This window comes from Cyanobium gracile UHCC 0139, from assembly GCF_034931325.1.
Taxonomy (GTDB): Bacteria; Cyanobacteriota; Cyanobacteriia; order PCC-6307; family Cyanobiaceae; genus Cyanobium; species Cyanobium gracile_B.
Window position 1 is genome coordinate 25,450 of sequence record NZ_JAYGHX010000011.1, and the last position, 18,525, is coordinate 43,974.

Here is an 18,525-nt window from a genome sequence, read left to right on the forward strand (position 1 = left end):
CCCGCCAGCGACGGCTTGGGCCTCAGAACTTGCCGGTGATGGCCCGGGTGGTGCGCATCAGGCCGGCGGTGGTCTCGGGGAGGTAGGGGCCCTTGAGCATCTGGCCGCCGATGCGCAGGCTGATCCCGGCCAGCACCAGGTCGATGGCGGCCACGGCCGCCGCGGCATGGAGCCAGCTGAGGCTGAACGCGTCGCGGATCCAGAGCAGCAGCACCAGTTCAGCCGCCACCAGGGCCAGGGTCATCAGGGTGAGGCCCAGGCCGAGCATCACCCCGCCACCCACCAGGCGCCGTTTCTCCCTGTCGGCCTCCTGCAGGGCGATGCGGACGTGCAGGTCCATCACCGAACTGATCAGGGCCGTGACCCGGCTGAAGTTCGGACCGGTCATGCCGAACGCCGACCCGACGACAGCAGCAGGCCCACCAGCAGCCCCACGCCGGCGGCGATGCCCAGGGCCATCAGGGGCCGTTCCCGCACCGGCTTCTCGATCCGGGGCCGCAGGGTGGTGTTGAGCTCGTCGAGCAGGTGCTCCAGCTGCTCCTCCAGGGGCCGCAGCGAATCCACCACATGGCCCGCCTGCTCCCCGGTGACGTTGACCAGATCCAGCAGTTGCTGCTTGACGCCGGCGCTGGTGAGCCCGCTCTGGCGGCTGATCACCTCCACCACGTGGTCGAAACTGCCCCGGGTGGCCTCCAGGGTGTGGCGGGCCACCTCCGGCCACTCCTTCTGGATGCTGGGCAGCAGGCTCTCGAAGCGTTCCCGGAACTGGTTCTGCACCTGCTGGGCCTCGCCGCTGCCGGCGGGCGCCGGGGCCGGGGCGGGGGCCGCCGGGGACTCGACAGGGGTGGTGTCCGTTTCCATGGGGAGCTCCGTGCGATGGCGGCACGGCATCACCGTAGGAAGAAGGGCTTGTGATCGTCAGCAACTCGGTTAAATTCGGCCTGCTCGGCGCACGGGCCTGTTGGTTCACATCAATCAGGTCGAGCTCACCCACTTCAAGTCCTTCGGCGGGTCGATGACCATCCCGCTGGAGGAGGGTTTCACGGTGGTGACGGGCCCGAACGGCTCCGGCAAGAGCAACATCCTCGATGCGGTGCTCTTCTGCCTCGGCCTGGCCACCAGCCGCGGCATGCGGGCCGAGCGGCTGCCTGATCTGATCAACAGCGCCGTGCTGCGGGAGGGGAAGGCGGCCGAGACCAGCGTCACCGTGCGCTTCGACCTGGGCGACTGGCAGCCGGATGCGGCCGAGGAGGGACTGGACGTCCCCGAACAGGGCCCCTGGCTGCAGCGGGGCCAGCGGGAATGGAGCGTCACCCGGCGGCTGCGGGTGGCCCCCGGCGGCACCTACAGCAGCAGCTTCAGCGCCGATGGGGTGCCGTGCAACCTCCAGCAGCTGCAGACCCAGTTGCGGCGCCTGCGGGTCGATCCGGAGGGCAGCAACGTCGTCATGCAGGGCGATGTGACCCGCATCGTCTCGATGAGCGCCCGCGACCGGCGCGGCATCATCGATGAGCTGGCTGGCGTCGCCCTGTTCGACTCCCGCATCGAGCAGAGCCGGGGCAAGCTCGACGAGGTGGTCGAACGGCAGGAGCGCTGCCGCATCGTCGAACAGGAACTGCTGGCGGCGCGCCAGAAGCTCGAACGCGACTGCGCCAAGGCCCGCACCTACCAGGAGCTGCGGGAGCGCCTGCACCAGGGGCGCCTGCAGGAACAGGTGCTGGCCTGGGAGGAGGCCCGCGCCCACGGCCTGGCCCTGGCCGGTCGCCTCGAGCGCCTGGACCAGCAGCAGGAGCAGGAGCGGCAGGCGATCGTCGCCGGCGAAGCCGAGGTGGTCGCCGCCGTCGCCGCCCTCGAGCAGCTGCAGGCGGAGGTGAAGACCCTGGGTGAAGACCAGCTGCTGGCGGTGCAGGCCGAACTGGCCGGCCTCGACACCAGCGGCCGTGAGCTGGCCCGCCAGGCGGAGCTGCACGGCCAGCAGGCCGAGGAGCTGCAGCGTCGCCGCCAGCAGCTGCAGCAGAACCAGGCGGAGCTGCGCCGGCAGCAGCAGGCCCTCGGCGAGCGGGCCGACGACGGCGCCATCGACCGCGCCGAGGCCCTCTGCCGTGACGCCGAAGCGGCGGTGGAGCTCTCCCGGCGCCGCCTCGGGGAGGTGGCCGGACGTTCCGGCAGCTGGCTGGAGGAGCAGCAGGAGCGCAGCCGCCGGCGCCAGGAGCTGCAGGAACGGCTCGCCCCCCTGCTGGCCGAACGCCAGCAGCTGGAGGAGCGGCTGCGGCAGGCGGGCGAGCGGCTCGAGGAGCTGGGCGGTGAGGAGCTCCAGGAGGACGCGGCCCATGGGGAGGCCGCCGCCGCCCTGGCGACCCTGGCGGAGCAGGAGCGCAGCCTGCGGGCCGCCCTGGAGGAACGCCAGGAGCAGGCCCGGGAGCTGGCTGAGGCCTTGGCGCTGCAGCAGCGCACCCGCGTGCGGCTGGAGCAGGAGCAGACCAGCCTGGAGCGGGACATCGCCCGCCTCGACAGCCGCCGCGAGACCCTGCAGGAGAGCCGCGGCACCGGCGCCCTGCGCCTGCTGCTGGAGGCGGGGCTGGAGGGGATCCACGGCTCGGTGGCCCAGCTGGGTGAGGTGGAGGAGCGACTGCGGGTGGCCCTGGAGGTGGCGGCGGGGGGGCGCCTGGCCCAGGTGGTGGTGGAGGACGACCGCATCGCCGCCCGGGCGATCGAACTGCTCAAGAGCCGCCGCGCCGGCCGCCTCACCTTCCTGCCCCTCAACCGCATCCGGGGCGGCAGTGGCGGCTCGGGGGGGGCGGCCCTGCAGCGGGGCAACGCCGGCGGCAGTGGCGGAGCCGGAGGCCTGGTGGGGCGGGCGGTGGATCTGATCCGCCACGAGCCCGTCTACGCCGATGTCTTCCGCTACGTCTTCGGCGACACGCTGGTGTTCGCCACCCTCGCCGACGCCCGCCGGGAACTGGGCCGCTGCCGGGCCGTGACGCTCGAAGGGGAACTGCTGGAGAAGAGCGGTGCCATGACCGGCGGCAGCCTGCAGCAGCGCTCGGGCCAGCTGGGCTTCGGCCGCAGCGGCGACGGTGATGAGGCCGAGCCACTGCGGCAGCGGCTGCTGGAGCTGGGTGAGAGCCTGCTGGCCTGCCGCCGCCGCGAAGCCGAGCTGGGCCGGGGCTTGGAGGAGGCCCGGCCGGCCCTGCTGGCGCTGCAACAGCGCCAGGCCGCCCTCCAGGCCGAGCGCAGCGCCGCCGAGCGCACCCTGGCCCCGCGGCAGCAGCGCCGCGACCAGGTGGCCGGCCGGCGGCGGCAGCTGCAGGAGGCCCACCAGGTCGACCGCGGCCGGATGGAGCTGCTCGAGCAGACCCTGCCGCCCCTGCGCCAGGCCCTGGCGGAACTGGAGCAGGCCGAGCGCGCCGCCAGCGGCAACGACGACAGTGCCCGCTGGCAGGGGCTCCAGGGTGAGCTGGAGCGAGCCGACCGGGCCTTGGTGGAGGCCCGGCGCCAGCGGGACGACCTGGAGGCGGAACGGCGTGACCGGGCCCTGGGGGCGGAGCGGCTGGGCAGCCAGCTGGAGGCCCTCGCCGGGGAGGAACGCCGGCTGGTGGAGGCGGTGCAGGCCTTGGTGGCCGAACGCCAGCTCTGGAAGGAACGCCAGCAGGCGGAGCAGGAGCGCCGCACCCTGCTGGAACGCCAGCAGAGCGAGCTGCAGACCCGCTTCGGCGAGCGGCGCCGCGCCCGCGACGGGGCCGAAGCCCACCTGGCCGGCCGGCGCCAGGCCCTGCAGCAGCGCCAGTGGGAGCTGCAGCGGCGCCAGGAGGAGCGGCTGGCCCTGGCCGAGGAGCAGCGCAGCCACGGCCTGCGGCTGGACCAGATGGAACGGGAGCTGCCCGACCCCCGCCCCGAACTGAGCGCTGAGGTGCGCGAGGCCGGCCTGGAGGCGCTGCAGCAGAGCCTGCGCAGCCTGCAGCAGCGCATGGAGGCGCTCGAGCCGGTCAACATGCTCGCCCTCGAGGAGCTGGAGCAGCTGGAGCAGCGGCTGGCCGACCTGGACGACCGGCTGGAGGTGCTCAGCAAGGAGCGGGAGGAACTGCTGCTGCGGATCGAGACCGTGGCCACCCTGCGCCAGGAGGCCTTCATGGAGGCGTTCCGGGCCGTCGACGGCCATTTCCAGACGATCTTCGCCGGCCTCTCCGACGGCGAGGGCCACCTGCAGCTGGAGAACCCCGAGCAGCCCCTCGAGGGTGGCCTGACCCTGGTGGCCCACCCCAAGGGCAAGGCGGTGCGGCGGCTGGCCTCGATGTCGGGCGGTGAGAAATCCCTGACCGCCCTCAGCTTCCTGTTCGCCCTGCAGCGCTTTCGCCCCTCGCCCTTCTATGCCCTCGACGAAGTCGACAGCTTCCTGGACGGGGTGAACGTCGAGCGGCTGGCGGCCCTGATCGCCGCCCAGGCGCACCAGGCCCAGTTCATGGTCGTCAGTCACCGCCGGCCGATGATCGCCGCGGCCACCCGCACCATCGGCGTCACCCAGGCCCGCGGTGCCCATACCCAGGTGGTCGGTTTGCCGCCGGCGGCCTGAGCCGACCGCGTGGGCCACAATGGGCCGACCAGGCTGTTCCAGGCCGTGAAGTCGCTCCCGTTCCCCCTGCCGTCCAGCCCCGATCTCCGGATTTGACCTCCCCGATTCCCCCCTCCACCGAGCCCGCCGCCCCCAGCGACCGCCTCTGGCTGCGCTCCGAACTGATGGGCACCCAGGTCATCACCCGGGACACCGGCCGGCGCCTGGGCGTCGTCGGCGAGGTGGTGGTCGACATCGACCGGCGCGAAGTGATCGCCCTCGGCCTGCGGGACAACCCCCTCACCCGTTTCCTGCCGGGTCTGCCCCGCTGGATGCCGCTCGATCGCATCCGCCAGGTGGGTGACGTGATCCTGGTGGATTCGGCCGACTCCCTGGCCGAGGGGTTCAACCCCGAGCGCTACAGCAAGGTCATCAACTGCCAGGTGATCACCGAGTCCGGTGAACAGCTCGGCCGCGTGCTCGGCTTCAGCTTCGACATCGAGACCGGCGAACTCACCACCCTGGTGATCGGCGCCCTCGGCGTTCCCCTGCTGGGGGAAGGGGTGCTCAGCACCTGGGAGATGCCTGTGGGTGAGGTGGTCAGCAGCGGCCCGGACCGGATCATCGTCTACGAGGGGGCCGAGGAGAAGCTCAAGCAGCTCGGCACCGGCCTGCTGGAAAAGCTGGGCATCGGCGGTGCCAGCTGGGAGCAGGAGGAGCGGGACCGGTTCCGCACCGGAGCCGTTCCCGCCGAGAACCAACTGCCGGCAGGCCAGCCCACGGTCCAGGAGCAGCGCCGGATCCAGCCCGCCGCCAGCCGCAGCTTCCAGCCCGCCGAGGAGCTGGAATACGTGGAGCTGGAGGAACGGCGCGAGCGGGAGCCCCTGCGCCAGCGCCGCTACCTCGATGACGACCTGCCGGAACCGCGCCAGCGCCCCGAGGGCCGCCCGGCCGAGGCCTATGGCCGCGAACCCGAGCGGCGGGAGTGGGTGGCGCCGGACCGCTACGACGACCGCAGTCCCGAACGCGCATCCGATCGCAATCCGCCCCAGCGCTACAGCGAGGAGCGTCCCGCCGGTGGGCGCTACGGCGACGACCGTTATCCCGAAGATCGCTACAGCGACGATCGCAACGCCAATGACCGTTACCCCGAGGAGCGCTACCGGCCCGACCGCGCCTACGAGCCGGAGCGGGATCGCCCCGAGCCGGCCCGGGGCCGGGAGCCCCAGCGGGATCCCTACGCTTCCCCTGCCGAGGCTCCGCCCCGGGAGGCCCCCCGCGCCAAGGAGCCGGTGGATGTGGAGCCCGAGATCCTCGACGATCCCTGGTGAGAGGGCGGCCGCCCGGCCTCAGCCCTCGGCGAACTGCAGCGAGGCCGAGTTGACGCAGTAGCGCAGACCGGTGGGGTTGGGCCCGTCGTTGAAGACATGGCCGAGGTGGGCCTCGCAGGTGGCGCAGCGGATCTCGGTGCGCTCCATGCCATGGGAGCGGTCGGTGTGGGTGGTGATCGCTCCCTCGCTCACCCCCTGCCAGAAGCTGGGCCAGCCGGTGCCGGAATCGAACTTGCTGGCGGAGCTGAACAGGGGACTGCCGCAGCAGACGCAGTGATACATCCCGGTGGCCTTGTTGTTCCAGTACGCCCCGGTGAAGGCCCGCTCGGTGCCCCCCTCGCGGGCCACCCGGTACTGCTCGGGCGTCAGCTTCGAGCGCCAGTCGGCATCAGCGGCGACGGTGCTGGATGGGGTGGTGGAATCGCTCGGCTGCATGGTGGCGAACCCGGATGGGGCCATGGTGGAGTGAATCCTATCCAGATCGCACCGGCACCCCGGAACGCTCCGGCGGCGGCAGCAGGCCCCGCACCATGGCCGCCACCGCCGCCACGGCGCCCGGCTGGCCCCGCAGGCTGCGCAGGTCGTCGGCCATGGCCGCCAGGCGCTCGGGATGGTCCAGCCAGTCGGCGGCTTCGGCGGCGATCTGGGCCGGTTCGATCGGCCCCACCCGCTCCGGCACCACGGCACGGCCGGCGGAGATGTTGGGCCAGGCCAGAAAGCCGCGGTGGCGCATCCGCCAGGCGGTGAGGGCCACCCCCACCAGACGCCGCAGCAGGGGCAGGCGGGCCAGCAACCCCATCCAGCCGTCCCAGGCCTGCATCACGGCCAGGTGCTGGGTGGGCACCAGCACGATCATCGGCACCGCCAGGGCCCCCAACTCGGCGGTGTTGGCCCCCACCGTGGTGAGCGCCAGGGCGCACTGACTCAGGGCGGCATGGGCGGGATGGCGCTCCAGCAGCAGGATGCGGGTGCCGGCCGCCGTGACGATCTCGTCGCCCCGGAGCTGGGGTTCGCCGGCCCCCTGCAGGCGGTTCAGGGGGTTGGAGGGCCCGCCGTAGGCCAGCAGTTCCGGCACCGAGGTGGTGGGGGCCACCGGCAGCAGGAAGCGGCAGCCGGGCCGCAGGGTCGCCAACCGGTCGGCGGTCTCCAGCAGGAAGGGCACCCCCACCAGCAGCTTGGCCCGCTTCGAGCCGGGCAGCAGGGCCACCCAGTCCCCGGGCGGGAGGGGATCGTCCTGGCGGGCCAGGGTCGAGAGATCCGCCATCAGGTCACCCACCACCGTGGCCCGCTTCCGCCAGCGGGGGGCCAGGCGGCCGGCGGCGGCGGGCCCCATCACGGCGATGCGGTCGTTCCAGCGGGGCCAGCGGGCCACCCACTCGGCGTAGGTGAGGTGGCGATAGCCCAGACGGGCGGAGAGCAGCACGGTCCAGAACTGGTCACCGCCCAGGAACACCACCACGCCCCGCTCGGGCCAGGGGCCGTGGCGGCGGGGCCGCAGCAGCAGCCACCAGAACCGGGAGGCCGGCAGCACCCGCTCGAACAGCCCCCAGTCCCGGGCCACCCGGTGCTCCGCGCCGGTGGCGTTGGGGCAGGGGACCAGCACCAGCCGCAGGCTGCAGGGGGCGGCGGGATCCCGGGGCCGCAGGGGCTGCAGCCGATGGAGCTGCTCGGCCAGCGGGCGCACCCAGGTGCTCAGCTCCCCGGGGCCGTTGCTGACCAGCACGATCGCGCTGCCTGCGTTTGGAGCGGAGACCGGCGACGGCTGGGTCAAGAGAACCGCAGGTTCCGGGGGACGGGGCGGGAAAAGAAAAATGCGGATGGCGAGACTTGAACTCGCAAGGCCGAAGCCACACGCCCCTCAAACGTGCGTGTCTACCAATTCCACCACATCCGCGTGGTCGGAGCGGGCCGGGGCCCTCACCGACTGAGCAATATACGCACAGGCTTCCCCACCCCTCCCGACCCTGAGGCAGGGGCGACGCCGGTGAGCACTGATACAGTCCGCCCCGGCACGGCCGCACCCCCGCCAGCCCCATCGCCCGGACCTGCACGGATGCCCATCGGCAAACTGCTGATCGCCAACCGCGGCGAAATCGCCCTCCGCATCCTGCGCAGCTGCCGGGAGCTCGGCATCGCCACGGTGGCCGTCTACAGCACCGTGGACAAGAACGCCCTGCACGTGCAGCTGGCCGATGAGGCGGTCTGCGTGGGCGAGGCCCCCAGCAGCCGCAGCTACCTCAACGTTCCCAACATTCTGGCCGCCGCCACCTCCCGAGGGGCCGATGCCATCCACCCCGGCTACGGCTTCCTGGCAGAGAACGCCGACTTCGCCGAGAAGTGCCTCGACCACGGCCTCATCTTCGTGGGCCCCTCGCCGGCCTCGATCCTGGCCATGGGCGACAAGTCGACGGCCAAAATCACCATGCAGCGGGTGGGAGTCCCCACGATCCCGGGCAGCGAGGGGCTGCTGGAGGATCCCGCCGAAGCGGCCACCCTCGCCGCGACCATGGGCTACCCGGTGATGATCAAGGCCACCGCCGGTGGCGGCGGCCGGGGCATGCGCCTGGTGCCGGAGGCCGACCAGCTCGAGACCCTGTTCCGGGCCGCCCAGGGGGAGGCGGAAGCCGCCTTCGGCAACCCGGGCCTTTACATGGAGAAATTCATCGACCGGCCCCGGCACGTGGAAGTGCAGGTGCTGGCCGACCGCCACGGCAACGTGGTGCACCTGGGGGAGCGCGACTGCTCGATCCAGCGCCGCCACCAGAAGCTCCTGGAGGAGGCCCCCAGCCCAGGCCTCGATCCCGAACTGCGCCGTCGCATGGGCGAGGCGGCGGTGGCGGCGGCCCGCAGCATCGACTACGAGGGCGCCGGCACGGTCGAATTCCTGGTCGACCGCAGCGGCGCCTTCTACTTCATGGAGATGAACACCCGCATCCAGGTGGAGCATCCCGTCACGGAGATGGTGACGGGCATCGACCTGATCGCCGAGCAGCTGCGGATCGCCGGCGGCGAGCCGATCTCCGTCCGCCAGGACCAGATCCACATCACCGGCCACGCCATCGAGTGCCGCATCAACGCCGAGGATCCGCGCCACAACTTCCGCCCGGCCCCGGGCAAGATCACCGGCTGGCTGCCCCCCGGCGGACCGGGGGTGCGCATCGACAGCCACGTCTACACGGGCTACGAGATCCCGCCGTTCTACGACTCCCTGATCGGCAAGCTGATCGTCTGGGGCGTCGACCGAGACCATGCGATCCGGCGCATGCGCCGGGCCCTGTCGGAATGTGCCGTGACGGGCATCCCCACCACCATCGAGTTCCACCTCGCCCTGCTGGATCGCCAGGAGTTCCAGCGTGGTGAGGTCTGGACCAAGTTCGTCGAGGAGGAGATGTTGAACCGCTGAGCGGGCCCCAGCTCAGCCGACGGCCTGGCTGCGCAGCAGGGCCAGGGTGACCAGCCCCTGCTGACCCACCAGCAGCTCCCGCAGCAGGCTGACCAGCCCCACCCAGACCACCGGGGTCACGTCGACGCCGCCGATGGGCTGGATCAGGCGGCGGGTGAGGGCCAGAACGGGCTCGGTGGGCGCACCCACCACCCGCATCACCCCCTTGGTGAGGTCGACGCCGGGGTACCAGGTGAGGACGATGCGGAACAGGAACAGCAGGGTCCAGCCCGCCAGGACCAGCCCCAGGGTCAGGTGCAGCAGGGGCAGGGGGGCCAGTGCGGAAAGGGCCGGGGCCGTCACAAAGCTCTAAGCGTCGGAAGCCTGATCGTAGGAAGCCACCCTCCCTGCCTAGGATCCGCCGAGCTGTCCGGAGCGAACCCCTGCCATGACCCCTTCCCTCGCCAACTTCCTCAGCAGCCTCGCCTGGGGCGCGGTCATCGTGGTCATCCCCATCTCCATCGCCCTGGTGCTGATCAGCCAGAACGACCAGCTCGACCGGCGCCTCTGAGCCGACGGCCCCCCGGCGCCTGCCGATGACACGGCGGGCGCGGTCCTTAGAGTGGGGCCCGTCGCCCGGGTGAACCGCCGTGGTCAACGCCAGCCTCAACTGGGCCAGCATCGTCGGCATCGTCCTGGCGGTCGGTGGAGCCTTCCTCTATTTCATGAGGAGCTTCAAGCCGGCCCTGGCCCGGGACTACGACGTGTTTTTCGCCGCCATCGGCCTGCTCTGCGGCGGCATCCTCTTCTTCCAGGGCTGGCGCCTGGATCCGATCCTGCAGTTCGGCCAGTTCCTGCTGGCCGGCACCACGGTCTTCTTCGCCTACGAGAGCGTGCGGCTGCGGGGGGTGACCACCGAGCAGGCCCGTCGCTCCTCCTACTTCGACGACGAGGAACCTGCCGCCCCCTTCCGGCCCCGCGGTGGCCTCGGCGGCGGCCGCAGCTGGGACGAGGAACCCGACCGGTTTGATGAGCCGGAGCCCCTGCGGCGCCGCATCCCCTCCCGCGAAGAACCCGAGGACGACTTCTACCGGCCGCGCCGGCCCAGCCGGGCCGCCATCCCCGAGCGGGCCGCCAGCCGCCGCGACGAGCCCGACGGCTGGGACAACCCCAGGGTCGAGCGCCCCTCCGGCCGCCCGGAACGCCCTCCCCTCGACGATCGCCCCGACGGGATCGCCGGCCGCTACACCGCCGGGGGCCAGGGCCGCTCCGCCAGCAGTGATTTCGGCGCCCGTCGCCGTGACCGCGACAGCGCCCCGGAACCCCGCCGAGGTTCCCGCCCGGTGGCGGGGGCCGACACGGTGCCCCGCTCCACCCGCCGGGGCACCGCCCCGACGGGCCGTGAGCCCGGCCCCGCGGCCGCCGGTCCTCCGGGCACACCCATGGGCACCCCGATCCGCCCCAGCTCCCGCAGCGGCGCCGCCGATGACGTCAGTGATGCCGACTTCTCGCCGATGGCCAGCGGCCGGCCCCGGCCTGCGGCCCCGGAGAACCGCCCGCCGGCGACCGAGCCCCCCGCCCGCCCCCCTGCGGCTAGGGACAACAGCTCCCGTTTCGACGACTGAGCCACGGCCCCGCCGGCTGCGGCGCCCGGCTGGTTCCGGTGTGCAGCTGCTGGCGGTGGCGCTGCTGGCCCTGCTCCTTTCCGGCTGCGGCAGCTGGGGCTGGGGGCGCCGCAGCGCCGGGCCGGTGGGCTGGGGCAGTGCCGACCGCCAGGATCCGGCCCTCAGTGGCAACGGCCGCGTCCTGGCCAGCGTGGTGCGCCGCGATGGCCGCGACACCGTGCTGCTCCAGGAGCAACCCTCCGGCACGGTGCTGCCCCTGCGTCACCTGCAACGGCAGCAGCCCCATCGCTCCCCGTCCCTGAGCTGGAACGGCCGCTACCTGGCCCTGCTGGTTCAGGAGGGCCCGGATCGACGGGTGGTCATCGAGGATCGGGCCACCGGGCGGCTGCATCGCCTGCCGCTGCCGGGCGGCCTGGTGCCCAATAGCCTCAGCCTGGCACCTGATGGCCGGCGGCTCGCCATCGCCTCCGAGGGGGAGGGCCGCTCCCGCGTTCAGCTGTACGACCTCACCGCCCTGCTGGAGCCGGACCTGCCCGCCGGTCTGCCCGTACGGGGCACGCCTGGTGCCCCCCCTTGACGGCGGGGGCCCGCAGGCCGATGCAGGGGGCGGCGGTGGCGGTCACGGCGGTCCTGCCGGTGCTGCTGGCGGGCTGTCTGGGTCCCCTCCCCCAGCCGCTGGTGGGGCTCAACCAGCGCCTCGAGGCCGCCGGCCCCGCCCGGGGCCCCTCGCTGGCGGGCGACTGGCTGGCCCTGATCGTCAGCCAGGGCGGCCGTGACCGGGTGCAGCTGGTGGACCTGCAGCGCCAGCAGCCGGTGCCCCTGCCGGGCCTGGAGCGGCCCGACGCCCAGCCCCTGAGCGTGGCGGTGGATGGCCGCGGTGAGCGGCTGGCCCTGGTGCGCCAGCTGGAGGGGCGCACGGAGCTGGTGCTCTACCGCCGCAACCTGATGGCCCTGCAGCCGGTGCCGCTTCAGCCCCCCGGCGTGCCCCGGCGGGTGGCCCTGAGGGCCGACGGCCGCGAGCTGGCGGTGGAGGTGAGCCGCCAGGGCCAGTGGCAGGTGGACCTGATCGCCGTGCCCTGATCAGGGAACCAGGCCGGCCCAGTGCAGGAAGGTGTCGTGGCTGAGGGCCTCGATCAGCAGCACGGCGGCGAAGCCGAGCATGGCGAACCGGCCGTTGACCCGCTCGGCGTAGCCGCTCCAGCCGAAGGCGGGCACCTCGGAGGTGGTGGCGCTGGTGGCGGGCGGGATCGGAGCGGCCGGTGGGGCGTCGGCTGATGGAGTGGCGGAAGGGTCGCTCATCGGATCAGTCCTCGCGGCCAAAGGTATAGCCGGCCGCCGGAAGCAGGCGCCAGCCGGCGTTGCCGTCGAGCTCGAGCACCGTGTCGTGGTAGGCGGTGAGGGTGGGCCTGTGGCCGACGCTCACAAAGGCCATCTCCCGCTGCACCAGCAGTTCGTAGAGCGCCTTCTCCGTGGCCACGTCGAGGGCGCTGGTGGCCTCGTCGAGCACCACGAACCGGGGTGAGTTGAGCAGCAGCCGGGCGAAGGCCAGGCGCTGCTGCTCGCCCAAGGAAAGCAGGCGGGGCCAGTCCTGCTTGATGTCGAGGTCGGGATAGCGGTGCACCAGTTCGGGCAGACGCACCTCCTCAAGCACATGGCGCAGCTGCTCGTCGCTGAAGCGGTCGGTGGGCTGGGGGTAGCAGAGCTGCTCCCGCAGGCTGCCCAGCAGCATGTAGGGCTTCTGGGGGATGAACATCAGCTCACCCACCGGCGGCCGCTGCACGCGGCCGGCGGAAGGGGGCCAGAGGCCGCTCACCAGCCGCAGGAAGGAGGTCTTACCGCAGCCCGAGGGGCCCACCACCAGCAGCCGCTGGTTGGCGGTCACCTCCAGACTGAGGTCGCGCAGCAACAGGCGGTTGGTGCGGGGCGGCACCAGATCCACATGGCTCACCAGGATCGATTCGGGACGCACGGCACCGGCGCCCGCCCCCATGGCCCCACCGGCGGAGGCCTGCTCGGCAGCGACGAACTCCGCCATCTCGGCACTGATGGACTCCACCTTGCCCTGGAAGCCCTCGAGACGACTGATGGAAGCGGAGAAGGCGGCCAGCCGGTCGATGTTGTTGACGATGTAGCTGACCGAGAACAGCACCTGGGAGAAGGCGATGCTGGCCTGCCCGAAGACACCGAAATCCACCTCCTTGGCGAAGTAGATCGGCGCGATCACCAGCCAGGGCAGGAAACGGGAGAAGTAGTCGTAGGAGCGCTGGATGACGCTGATCAGCGCCTCCCAGATGATCAGGCGGTTGTAGTTGACGATCACCCCATCAAGTCGCCGTTCCCCCTCCTTCTGCTCCTGGCGCTCGCCCCGATAAAACGCGATCGATTCGGCGTTGTCGCGGATGTGGACCAGGCCGTAGCGGAAGTCGGCCTCCAGCTTCAGCTGCTGATAGTTGAGGTTCACCAGCTTGCGGCTGGCGAACACGATCAGGGCGGTGCCGCCCACCGAATAGCCGAGCAGCCATAAGGCCAGAGTCTGGTTGATGCTCCAGAGAACGATGATGAAGCTGAAGAAGGTGAGCAGGGCGGAGATGATCTCCACCGTCACACTCAGGCTGGTGGCGGTGAAGCTGGCCGCATCCTGGGAGATCCGCTGGTCGGGGTTGTCGATCTCCTCAACACTTTCATCGTTGGGATTGAGAACGTAGTAGGCCCGGTTGGTGAGATAGCGGCCCAGCATGCGGCCGCTGAGCCACTCGCGCCAAAGCAGACCCAGCTTGGGAATCAGGTAGCTCTGGATGGCGCGGATCGGCAGGGCCAGCACCAGGCAGAAGGCGTAGATCGCGACGATCTTCCAGAACTCCTCCGCCTTGTACGCCACCAGGGCGTTCTCGATGTTCCGGGCAATGAAGCTGATGCCGACGTTGATGCCGTTGATCACCAGGATCAGCAGGGCGATGATGCCCAGCAGCAGCCAGGGCAGCCAGCGCCCCTGGCGCAGCTTGGCCCGCAGGCTGACGAAGGCGCCCACGCCGGCGGCGAACAGCACCATGATCACGAGGCCGATCGGCCCGCTCCAGACCGCGGCCACCTTCTCGGGCACCCCGGGCAGGAAGCGGCTGCGCAGCTCGGGGATCCAGGCCCCGGCCGCTGCCACCACGCCGGTGAGCAGCAGCAGGGTGAAGCCCACCACCACCGCCAGCAGGGCCACCACCAGGAGCAGGAACTGGCCGCTGCCTCCGCCGCCTTCGTCGAGGGGCAGGAAGTAGGGCTGGGCCAGGCGCTGCAGCTTGCCCAGCTGCTCGCGAAGGGCCTTCAGGGGGGACATGGGCGTGGGCGGATCGCGCCATTCTCACCGCCGGCCCCACCCGGCCGCGGCCGCGGTGTGCAGCCGGTGATCAGCCCGGCGGCCAGGCCAGCGGGCGGCCGCCGATCACGTGCAGGTGCAGGTGGAACACGGTCTGGCCGGCTTCGGCGCCGCTGTTGATCACCGTCCGCCAGCTCTCGAGCCCCTCCAGCCGGGCCACCTTGGCCGCCACCAGCAGCAGGTGGCCCAGCAGGGCCTGGTGCGCGTCGGTGGCCTCGCCCAGCTGGGCGATCGGCTCGCGGGGGATCACCAGCACGTGCACCGGCGCCTGGGGGTTCACATCCCGGAAGGCGAGGCAGAGGTCGTCGGCATAGACCTCCTGGCAGGGAATCTCGCCGCGCAGGATGCGGCCGAAGATGGTGTCGCTGCTGGCCATGGGACGCCGGGGGGTGGTCGGGAGGTGGCACTGAACGGGCAGTGGGCTCCAAGGGGATGTTGGCACGGTGCAGCAGTGGGGCCCTGCGGGGCTTCGAGGCCCTGCCGGTGACGGTGGAGGTGGACATGGCGCCGGGGCTGCCGGGGCTGCGGGTGGTGGGTCTGGCGGATGCGGCGGCCCAGGAATCGCGGGAGCGGGTGCGGGGGGCCCTGCGCAACGGCGGCCTGCGGGTGCCCCTCACCCGGGTGGTGGTGAACCTGGCCCCCGCCGACCTGCCCAAGGCGGGCCCCGGCTTCGATCTGCCCATCGCCCTGGGGCTGCTGGTGGCCAGCCAGCAGCTGGCTGCCGCCCAGGTGGAGGGGATCTGGAGCGCGGGGGAGCTGGGCCTCGATGGCCGGCTGCGGCCGATCCGGGGCGTCCTGGCCCTGGCCCTGGCGGCGCGGCGGCACGGGGCCCGGGCCCTGGTGGTGCCGGCGGCCAACGCCACCGAGGCCGCCCTGGTGGAGGGGCTGCCCGTCTGGGGGGCCGAGCATCTGGGGGAGGTGGTGACCCTGCTGCGGGATCCTGGCTCCGCCGCGGCGCCCGCAGCGGCGCTCGCGCCGGAGCCGGCGGTGGCCGCTCCCGACCTGGTCGAGGTGCGGGGCCAGGCCCATGGCCGGCGGGCCCTGGAGATCGCCGCGGCCGGCGGCCACCACCTGCTGCTGGTGGGGGCGCCCGGCAGCGGCAAGACGATGCTGGCCCGGCGGCTGCCGGCGCTGCTGCCCCCCCTGGTGCACCAGGAGGCCCTGGAGGTCACCCAGCTCCACTCCCTGGCCGGGCTGCTGGGGGAAGGGGCCGGCCTGCGACGCCAGCGCCCTTTCCGCAGCCCCCACCACGGCTGCTCCGCCGCCGCCCTGATCGGTGGCGGCGCCCTTCCCCGGCCCGGAGAGCTGAGCCTGGCCCACCACGGCGTCCTGTTCCTCGATGAGCTGGCGGAGTTCCGCCGTGAGGTGCTCGACCAGCTGCGCCAGCCCCTGGAGGAGGGGGAACTGTGGATCAGCCGGGCCCGGCAGCGCTGCCGCTTCCCCAGCCGCGTGCTGCTGGTGGCGGCCACCAACCCCTGTCCCTGCGGCTGGTATGGCGACCCCAGCCAGAGCTGCCGCTGCGGTGAAGCCCAGCGGCGCCGTCACTGGGGGCGTCTCTCCGGGCCCTTGCTCGACCGGATCGACCTGCAGGTGGTGATGCGCCGCCCGGAGGCCCGGGAGCTGGGCGGAGCCTACCGGGAGGCCCCGCAGCAGGGAGCCCCGGGCGGCGAAACCAGTGCGGTGGTGGCCCAACGGGTGGCGGCGGCACGCCGACGGATGGGCAAGCGCAACCCGCAGGGGGCCGCCAACGGCCAGCTGGATGGACCGTCCCTGGCCGCGGTGGTGGATCCGGCGCCCGAGGCCCTGGCGCTGTGGGAGCGGGCCATCAACCAGCGGCGCCTCTCCGCCAGGGGGGCGGAGCGGGTGCTGCGGGTGGCCCGCACGATCGCCGATCTGGCCGAAGAGGAGCGAGTGGCCAGCGGCGCCATCGCCGAGGCCCTCAGCTACCGCTCCTTCGACCGGATCGACTGAGGGACCGGATCGACGCGATCGTCAGCGGCGCCGGCGGCGCTGGGGGCTGTCGCTGTAGGGCTGCACACCGATCAGGGGTGGTCGATGCTGGGCTTCCTCACCTGGATTGCCCCAGGCGTGGTTGATGGTCTCGGCCAACCAGTGGCCGAAACGCTCAAGTGCTGAGGCAGACCGTGCATGGCCTGTGATGGAGGCGACCGGATGGCCCATGGACCCTGCTGCGATGGCCCCTCCAGCCTGGAGGCGGGCGGAGGTCAGGGCAACAGGTAGAAGCACCTGAAGCGGTGCCGCCGAAACGAGGCTCAGCGGCGACGGCGGCGCTGCTGGGCCTTGCGCTTGTACTTCTCGGTGGGGGTTTCGTGGTGGCGCAGCCGCTTCAGATCGGCAAAGATGCCCGCTTTGGACACCTGGCGCTTGAAACGGCGCAGGGCCGATTCGATGCCTTCGTTTTCGCCGACGGTGACCTGGGTCATGAAGTACTGCTGAGACGTTCGCAGCGTTGCACCCTAGCAAGCGGAGCTTCGGGCCCCCGCCTCAGAGCTTGGTGGCGGGAATGGCCGGCGGCGCCACGGGCTGCTGGGCGGCGGCGGGAGCCGATTCCCTGGCCGGTTCCACGGCCGTGGGCTGGGCCGGTGCATCCGTGGCGGCAGCGGGCTGGGCCGGCTGGGCGGGATCGATCGGGGCCGGCTGGGCGGCGGTGGCCGCCGTCCCCGGCCAGCTGTCGGCGTAGACATAGAGGTGGCCGAGGTTGCGGCCGCCGAACTGACGCCGCATCAGCCGCCAGCCGGGCTCCAGGTGGAGCTTGAGGAAGCCGGGGGCACTGCCCCGGGTGCGGGCCACCACCATCTCAGGGCCGGCCCCGGCCCTGGTGGGGAAGGCCAGCAGCAACATGTCGCCACCGCTGCGGGTGACCATCAGCCGGTAGGAGGTGGCCAGGTCCTGGCCGCCCACCCGCACCGAGTAGCCGTTGGCGTCGATGTAACGGCTGCAGATGCCGGTGAAATCGAAGGTGGCCAGCAGGGGGTTCACCGGGGACGGCAGACCCTCGCCCACCTCGAAACAGGGGCGCACCGGCTTGAGCTGCTCGTAGATGTTGAGCTGGGCCTTCTCGCCCCGGGTGCCGATGGGGGCCGCCACCATCAGGAAGTTCTGCTGGTCCACCTCGGCGGCGGCGAACAGGGCGGAGGCGCGAACCGGGGCGGGGGAGGCGGTGGCCAGGGAGGTCGCCAGCACCGTCAGGGCCGCCAGGCCTGCGCGGGGAAGCACGGGGAGGGTCACGGCGTTCATCGAAGCGGCCTGAATCGTATGAACGGCAACCACCGGAAACCAGCCCGTGTGTCCCAATCGGCCGGCCGGTTGTCGGGCCGGCCGAGGGGGAGCAAGGGCTCCGAGGCGATCTCCGCGGGGTCCGGAGCGGTCGCCGTGTTCAGGCGGGCTTGTTGATCCGGATCGCCACCAGCAGGGCCAGCACCGTGCCCGGCAGACTGCCGGCCAGGATCCAGCGGGTGGCCTGGACGCCCAGATCAGGGTCGCCGTAGGAGAGCTCGAAGATCGATCCGGTGGCGGCGATGCCAAGCAGGCAGGCCAGGCCGAGGAAGAGGCCGGCCAGGGGTTTCATCGGCATGGCAATCAGCGGATCGACTGGACGTCGGAGCGGCGGAAGCCCTGCTGCTGCAGGCCCTCGTTGAGGCTGAGCTCGTCGGTGACCCGATCGACGAACAGCACACCATGGAGATGGTCCATCTCGTGCTGGATGCAGCGGGCCAGCAGGCCGTCGGCCTTGAGGCGGCGGGGGCGGCCCGTCTCGTCGCGGAAGCTCACCTCCACCACCGACGGTCGCACCACATCGAGGTAGACCCCGGGGATGCTCAGGCAGCCCTCCTCGTAGGTGTTGAAGGAGGCCCCGGCGGCGGTGATCTCCGGGTTGATCAGCACCAGCGGGGGGGTGGCAGCTTCCTCCAGATCCAGATCGATCACCAGCAGCTGGCGATGCACGCCCACCTGGGGGGCCGCCAGGCCGATCCCCTTGGCGGTGTACATGCTGCGCAGCATGTCGCGGGCTAGATCGCGGATCGAGGCATCCACCTTGCTGATCCGGCGGGCCGGGGCCCGCAGCTCCTTCGAGCCCAGCTTGTGGATCTCCAGGGGCGGCCGCTCCACCGGCACCTTCGGCACCAGCACGGAGTTACCGCCCTGTTCGGCCGACCGTGCCATCTGGGCGAAGCTGCGGGCCAAGTCGTCACCTGAAACGATGGTCGGATTCTAGAAGCAGCCTGCGGAGGACTCGGGTGGGGGCGCAGCCA

20 protein-coding genes and 1 tRNA gene are annotated in these 18,525 nt (G+C 72.1%); 8 read left to right on the forward strand and 13 right to left on the reverse strand.

Translation table 11 applies throughout. The features are described 5' to 3' along the window. Positions 1–22: 22 nt before the first annotated feature. Together VB738_RS14340 and VB738_RS14345 are read right to left on the reverse strand one after the other, a co-directional pair. Positions 23–388 carry a phage holin family protein gene (locus VB738_RS14340; protein WP_323306390.1) on the reverse strand — a complete coding sequence of 122 codons (366 nt, stop codon included), beginning with the start codon at positions 386–388 and terminating at the stop codon, positions 23–25. Next, positions 385–861 carry a glycine zipper domain-containing protein gene (locus VB738_RS14345; protein ID WP_323306391.1) on the reverse strand — a complete coding sequence of 159 codons (477 nt, stop codon included), beginning with the start codon at positions 859–861 and terminating at the stop codon, positions 385–387. Before VB738_RS14345 ends, VB738_RS14340 begins: the two co-directional genes overlap by 4 nt. Positions 862–961: 100 nt before the next feature. On the opposite strand from VB738_RS14345, the gene smc reads away from it, so the two are divergent. Both smc and VB738_RS14355 read left to right on the forward strand, forming a co-directional pair. Further along, positions 962–4,570, forward strand: coding sequence for a chromosome segregation protein SMC (smc, locus tag VB738_RS14350; protein WP_323306392.1), 3,609 nt, complete (start codon positions 962–964; stop codon positions 4,568–4,570). A 92-nt stretch (positions 4,571–4,662) separates the two neighbouring features. Beyond that, positions 4,663–5,880, forward strand: coding sequence for a PRC-barrel domain-containing protein (locus tag VB738_RS14355; protein ID WP_416233185.1), 1,218 nt, complete (start codon positions 4,663–4,665; stop codon positions 5,878–5,880). An 18-nt stretch (positions 5,881–5,898) separates the two neighbouring features. Here the strand turns inward: VB738_RS14355 and msrB are convergent, their stop codons facing one another. The 3 genes from msrB to VB738_RS14370 form a co-directional block, all read right to left on the reverse strand. Beyond that, positions 5,899–6,315 carry a peptide-methionine (R)-S-oxide reductase MsrB gene (msrB, locus tag VB738_RS14360; RefSeq protein ID WP_323306393.1) on the reverse strand — a complete coding sequence of 139 codons (417 nt, stop codon included), beginning with the start codon at positions 6,313–6,315 and terminating at the stop codon, positions 5,899–5,901. Positions 6,316–6,352: 37 nt separating this feature from the next. Further along, the gene (locus VB738_RS14365; RefSeq protein ID WP_323306394.1) at positions 6,353–7,651 is read right to left on the reverse strand and encodes a glycosyl transferase; all 1,299 of its coding nucleotides are present in this window, start codon (positions 7,649–7,651) and stop codon (positions 6,353–6,355) included. A 41-nt stretch (positions 7,652–7,692) separates the two neighbouring features. Further along, positions 7,693–7,774 (reverse strand) — tRNA-Leu (locus tag VB738_RS14370). 159 nt (positions 7,775–7,933) lie between these two features. On the opposite strand from VB738_RS14370, the gene accC reads away from it, so the two are divergent. Then, entirely contained in the window at positions 7,934–9,283 is a 1,350-nt protein-coding gene (gene accC, locus VB738_RS14375; RefSeq protein ID WP_323306395.1) for an acetyl-CoA carboxylase biotin carboxylase subunit, read from the forward strand. A gap of 12 nt (positions 9,284–9,295) precedes the next feature. On the opposite strand, the gene VB738_RS14380 is transcribed toward accC, so the two are convergent. Then, positions 9,296–9,625 carry a YggT family protein gene (locus VB738_RS14380; protein ID WP_323306396.1) on the reverse strand — a complete coding sequence of 110 codons (330 nt, stop codon included), beginning with the start codon at positions 9,623–9,625 and terminating at the stop codon, positions 9,296–9,298. An 85-nt stretch (positions 9,626–9,710) separates the two neighbouring features. On the opposite strand from VB738_RS14380, the gene psbX reads away from it, so the two are divergent. The 4 genes from psbX to VB738_RS14400 all read left to right on the forward strand — a co-directional run bounded on the left by psbX (position 9,711) and on the right by VB738_RS14400 (position 11,967). Then, complete coding sequence (gene psbX / locus VB738_RS14385) at positions 9,711–9,833, forward strand: photosystem II reaction center X protein (RefSeq protein WP_323306397.1); 123 nt, start codon at positions 9,711–9,713, stop codon at positions 9,831–9,833. A 79-nt stretch (positions 9,834–9,912) separates the two neighbouring features. Next, positions 9,913–10,887, forward strand: coding sequence for a Ycf66 family protein (locus tag VB738_RS14390; RefSeq protein WP_323306398.1), 975 nt, complete (start codon positions 9,913–9,915; stop codon positions 10,885–10,887). Between the two features lie 40 nt (positions 10,888–10,927). Next, positions 10,928–11,464 (forward strand): Tol biopolymer transporter periplasmic protein, encoded by a 537-nt coding sequence (locus VB738_RS14395; protein ID WP_323306399.1) that lies wholly within the window; start codon positions 10,928–10,930, stop codon positions 11,462–11,464. Between the two features lie 20 nt (positions 11,465–11,484). Then, positions 11,485–11,967, forward strand: a complete 483-nt coding sequence (locus VB738_RS14400; protein ID WP_416233188.1) for a hypothetical protein — start codon at positions 11,485–11,487, stop codon at positions 11,965–11,967. Here the strand turns inward: VB738_RS14400 and VB738_RS14405 are convergent, their stop codons facing one another. From VB738_RS14405 to VB738_RS14415, 3 genes are all read right to left on the reverse strand, one after another. After that, a complete protein-coding gene (locus VB738_RS14405) occupies positions 11,968–12,186 on the reverse strand; it encodes a chlorophyll a/b-binding protein (protein WP_323306401.1) in 219 nt (72 codons plus the stop codon). A gap of 4 nt (positions 12,187–12,190) precedes the next feature. Next, positions 12,191–14,212, reverse strand: coding sequence for an ABC transporter ATP-binding protein/permease (locus VB738_RS14410; RefSeq protein ID WP_323306402.1), 2,022 nt, complete (start codon positions 14,210–14,212; stop codon positions 12,191–12,193). A 70-nt stretch (positions 14,213–14,282) separates the two neighbouring features. Then, a complete protein-coding gene (locus VB738_RS14415) occupies positions 14,283–14,627 on the reverse strand; it encodes a histidine triad nucleotide-binding protein (RefSeq protein WP_254990207.1) in 345 nt (114 codons plus the stop codon). Between the two features lie 56 nt (positions 14,628–14,683). On the opposite strand from VB738_RS14415, the gene VB738_RS14420 reads away from it, so the two are divergent. Then, entirely contained in the window at positions 14,684–16,222 is a 1,539-nt protein-coding gene (locus VB738_RS14420) for a YifB family Mg chelatase-like AAA ATPase (RefSeq protein WP_323306403.1), read from the forward strand. A gap of 302 nt (positions 16,223–16,524) precedes the next feature. Here VB738_RS14420 and rpsU read toward each other — a convergent pair whose 3' ends face one another. From rpsU to def, 4 genes are all read right to left on the reverse strand, one after another. Continuing rightward, positions 16,525–16,695, reverse strand: coding sequence for a 30S ribosomal protein S21 (gene rpsU, locus VB738_RS14425; RefSeq protein WP_006172073.1), 171 nt, complete (start codon positions 16,693–16,695; stop codon positions 16,525–16,527). A gap of 61 nt (positions 16,696–16,756) precedes the next feature. After that, entirely contained in the window at positions 16,757–17,509 is a 753-nt protein-coding gene (locus tag VB738_RS14430; RefSeq protein WP_416233186.1) for a DUF3747 domain-containing protein, read from the reverse strand. 139 nt (positions 17,510–17,648) lie between these two features. Beyond that, entirely contained in the window at positions 17,649–17,846 is a 198-nt protein-coding gene (locus VB738_RS14435; protein WP_015109112.1) for a hypothetical protein, read from the reverse strand. Between the two features lie 5 nt (positions 17,847–17,851). After that, on the reverse strand, positions 17,852–18,457 hold the full coding sequence (gene def / locus VB738_RS14440) for a peptide deformylase (RefSeq protein WP_323306405.1): 606 nt from the start codon (positions 18,455–18,457) through the stop codon (positions 17,852–17,854). Between the last annotated feature and the right edge of the window lie 68 nt (positions 18,458–18,525).

What these genes read in the sequence shown, in the direction of transcription:
- msrB (WP_323306393.1), bottom strand. Translation starts at nt 6,315, where the DNA reads ATGCAGCCGAGCGATTCCACCACCCCATCCAGCACCGTCGCCGCTGAT.
- psbX (WP_323306397.1), top strand. Translation starts at nt 9,711, where the DNA reads ATGACCCCTTCCCTCGCCAACTTCCTCAGCAGCCTCGCCTGGGGCGCG.
- VB738_RS14405 (WP_323306401.1), bottom strand. Translation starts at nt 12,186, where the DNA reads ATGAGCGACCCTTCCGCCACTCCATCAGCCGACGCCCCACCGGCCGCT.
- VB738_RS14420 (WP_323306403.1), top strand. Translation starts at nt 14,684, where the DNA reads ATGTTGGCACGGTGCAGCAGTGGGGCCCTGCGGGGCTTCGAGGCCCTG.
- VB738_RS14345 (WP_323306391.1), bottom strand. Translation starts at nt 861, where the DNA reads ATGGAAACGGACACCACCCCTGTCGAGTCCCCGGCGGCCCCCGCCCCG.
- VB738_RS14435 (WP_015109112.1), bottom strand. Translation starts at nt 17,846, where the DNA reads ATGCCGATGAAACCCCTGGCCGGCCTCTTCCTCGGCCTGGCCTGCCTG.
- VB738_RS14410 (WP_323306402.1), bottom strand. Translation starts at nt 14,212, where the DNA reads ATGTCCCCCCTGAAGGCCCTTCGCGAGCAGCTGGGCAAGCTGCAGCGC.
- VB738_RS14415 (WP_254990207.1), bottom strand. Translation starts at nt 14,627, where the DNA reads ATGGCCAGCAGCGACACCATCTTCGGCCGCATCCTGCGCGGCGAGATT.
- rpsU (WP_006172073.1), bottom strand. Translation starts at nt 16,695, where the DNA reads ATGACCCAGGTCACCGTCGGCGAAAACGAAGGCATCGAATCGGCCCTG.
- VB738_RS14430 (WP_416233186.1), bottom strand. Translation starts at nt 17,509, where the DNA reads ATGAACGCCGTGACCCTCCCCGTGCTTCCCCGCGCAGGCCTGGCGGCC.
- accC (WP_323306395.1), top strand. Translation starts at nt 7,934, where the DNA reads ATGCCCATCGGCAAACTGCTGATCGCCAACCGCGGCGAAATCGCCCTC.
- VB738_RS14340 (WP_323306390.1), bottom strand. Translation starts at nt 388, where the DNA reads ATGACCGGTCCGAACTTCAGCCGGGTCACGGCCCTGATCAGTTCGGTG.
- VB738_RS14400 (WP_416233188.1), top strand. Translation starts at nt 11,485, where the DNA reads ATGCAGGGGGCGGCGGTGGCGGTCACGGCGGTCCTGCCGGTGCTGCTG.